The 2715-nt window shown below is 71.0% G+C and carries 3 protein-coding genes; 2 read left to right on the top strand and 1 reads right to left on the bottom strand.

Annotated elements, in window-relative coordinates; all coding sequences use genetic code 11:
- Positions 1–75: 75 nt before the first annotated feature.
- Both ccsB and FNH08_RS48510 read left to right on the top strand, forming a co-directional pair.
- Positions 76–1176 (top strand): c-type cytochrome biogenesis protein CcsB, encoded by a 1101-nt coding sequence (gene ccsB, locus FNH08_RS48505; RefSeq protein WP_322726623.1) that lies wholly within the window; start codon positions 76–78, stop codon positions 1174–1176.
- A 40-nt stretch (positions 1177–1216) separates the two neighbouring features.
- Positions 1217–1729, top strand: coding sequence for an SRPBCC family protein (locus tag FNH08_RS48510; protein ID WP_152778278.1), 513 nt, complete (start codon positions 1217–1219; stop codon positions 1727–1729).
- A 22-nt stretch (positions 1730–1751) separates the two neighbouring features.
- Here FNH08_RS48510 and FNH08_RS48515 read toward each other — a convergent pair.
- Positions 1752–2715, bottom strand: a 964-nt coding sequence (locus FNH08_RS48515; protein WP_152778279.1) for an isopenicillin N synthase family dioxygenase, incomplete at its 5' end; no start/stop codon positions are given.

Below are 2715 nucleotides of genomic sequence, written 5' to 3' on the forward strand. Positions count from 1 at the left end.
CCCCTCCCCGGAGCCGGGCGCCAGGAAAACCCACCCCGATCCCCAAGTCGTACCTGCCGAAGGGGCTGAGAACCCGTGACTCTCGCCGCCGCGACCGAGCTGGCCGCAGGGACCAACGAGAACCTCGCCAGCATCAGCAACGTGCTGATCTACTCCGCGATGGCCGTCTACACGCTGGCCTTCTTCGCACACATCGCCGAGTGGCTCTTCGGCAGCCGCAGCAAGGTGGGCCGTACGGCCGCCGCGCTCACCGCCGACGGTGCCAAGAAGCCCGGCGCGCCCGCCGTGACCGTGAAGAACGCCGGCGGCACCGCCGTGCTGGAGCGGCCCCAGGTGGTCGTGCGGGCGGCAGCCGGCGCACGGGACGTGCCGGACGGGCCCGGCGCACACGGGGGCGACGAGCAGGGTGACCTCTACGGCCGTATCGCCGTGTCCCTCACCGTGCTCGCCTTCGCCATCGAGGCGGGCGGCGTGCTGACCCGCGCCCTGTCGGTGCAGCGGGCGCCGTGGGGCAACATGTACGAGTTCAACATCACCTTCTCCACCGTCGCCATCGGGGTGTACCTCACCTTCCTGGCGCTGAGGAAGAACATCCGCTGGCTCGGCCTCCCGCTGATCACGACGGTCCTCCTCGACCTCGGTGTCGCCGTCACGGTCCTGTACACCGCCAGCGACCAGCTGGTTCCCGCCCTCCACTCGTACTGGCTGTACATCCACGTCTCGACCGCGATCCTCTGCGGTGCCGTCTTCTACGTGGGCGCGGTCAGCACGATCCTCTACCTGTTCAAGGACTCGTACGAGAACAAGCTCGCGACGGACGGCAAGCCCGGCCGGTTCGCGACCTCCGTGCTGGAGCGGCTGCCCGCATCGGCGTCCCTCGACAAGTTCGCGTACCGCGTGAACGCCGCCGTCTTCCCGCTGTGGACGTTCACGATCATCGCGGGCGCCATCTGGGCGGGCGACGCGTGGGGCCGCTACTGGGGCTGGGACCCGAAGGAGACCTGGGCCTTCATCACCTGGGTCGCCTACGCCTGCTACCTGCACGCCCGCGCCACGGCCGGCTGGAAGGGTCGCAAGGCCGCGTACATCGCGCTCATCGCCTTCGCCTGCTGGCTGTTCAACTACTACGGCGTCAATCTCTTCGTGACGGGCAAGCACTCGTACGCGGGCGTCTGATCCGGGTGCGTCGCCCCCGGTCAGGCGGCAGGCTGGTGCCATGGACAAGGTCATCGAACCGGGCACCAGCCGGACCGAGGGAGAGACGCACACGCTGCACTTCACGCTGCACCTGCCCCACCCCGTGGAGCGGGTGTGGCCCGTGGTGGCCGGCCACGGTGAGGGGCTCCGTACCTGGCTGGCCGCCGCGGACGTCTTCGAACCACGCCTCGGCGGCGCCGTCGCGCTGCGCTGGCTGAACACGGGCCCGGAGGGCGAGGCCGTCCCCGTCCCCGGCAGGATCACCGCCTGGGACGTCGAGCGGGTCGCCGAGTACACCCTGGAGGGCTTCCAGGGGCGGATCCGGTTTCACGTGGAACCGTACGGTGAGCGCGGCACCACGCTCCGTTTCACCAACGAGGTCCGCGGCGACGACGAACTCCGCCGCGATTGCCTCGCTGCCTGGCACCTCCACCTGGAGTACCTGGCCGAGGCGCTCGACGGCCATCCGGTGGACTGGGAGTCCTGGACACCGGACCGCTTCGGCGAGCTGCGGGAGACGTACGCCTCCTGACGGCCCGCCACCGCGGCGCGGTTCAGCCGACCGTGATCGAGTCCAGCTTCTGACGCAGGTACACGTGCGAGTCCACCGGCTCGTACGCCACGCGGCCCACCGGTGCGGGTACGGACTCGACCCGCGTACCGGGGGTGCACTCGCCGAAGTAGACGAGGGACATCAGCTCCTCGGCGGGGGCGTCGGCCGGAGGCGGCAGGACGCGGTGGCGGCCGGAGCGCCAGCGGTCGCCGGTCCAGCGGGCCATCAGGTCGCCGATGTTGATGGTGAGGGCGTCCGGGTCGTAGGGCGCGTCCTCCCAGCCGCCCTCGTCCGTGTACACCTGGAGCCCGCCCTTGCCGGCCTGGCGGTCGAGGATCGTGACCGTGCCGAAGTCGGAGTGGGGGCCGATACGGAACTGGCCCGGCTCGGGCTGGCCGATGACGTCCCGGCCCGGGTACCAGTTGATGTTGAAGCCGTAGGTGGGGTGGCCCATGTGGCGGGTGAAGAAGTCCGGTTCCAGGCCCAGGGCTTCGCCGAGCAGCGCGAGAAGGTGGTTCTCCAGCTCGGCCATCCTCGTCAGGTACTCCTCGCACAGCGGCTGGAGCTCCGGTACCTCCGACGGCCAGACGTTCGGCGCGTACCACTCCGCGTTGATGTCCGGGTCGTCGAAGGGCTCGTGGGTGGCGCAGGTGAGGGACTCCTTGAGGTCCGGCGGGGTCTCGGTGCCCTCGGAGTAGCCGTTCGCCTCGGCGCCCGGGCCGAGCCAGCCGCGCCCGCCGACCTTCGCCTCGTACGCCTGCTTGACCGCGGTGGGGAGGGTGAAGAAGGCACGGGCGGCCGCGCGGATGCGGGCCCGGAGCGCCGGGTCCACGCCATGACCGGTGACCAGCAGGAAGCCGGCCGTCTGGAGCGCCTCGTCGACCGTGCGGGCGATGGCGCCGCGTGCCTGCGGGTCGCCGGACAGCCAGGGCCGCAGGTCGATGGTGGGGACGCGGGGGCTGGGG

Origin of the sequence: Streptomyces spongiae (genome assembly GCF_009377185.1) — a bacterium.
In the GTDB taxonomy this organism is placed as follows: domain Bacteria; phylum Actinomycetota; class Actinomycetes; order Streptomycetales; family Streptomycetaceae; genus Streptomyces; species Streptomyces spongiae.

Excerpts from the sequence above, each read along its gene's own strand:
- FNH08_RS48510 (WP_152778278.1), top strand. The coding sequence starts at position 1,217 with ATGGACAAGGTCATCGAACCGGGCACCAGCCGGACCGAGGGAGAGACG.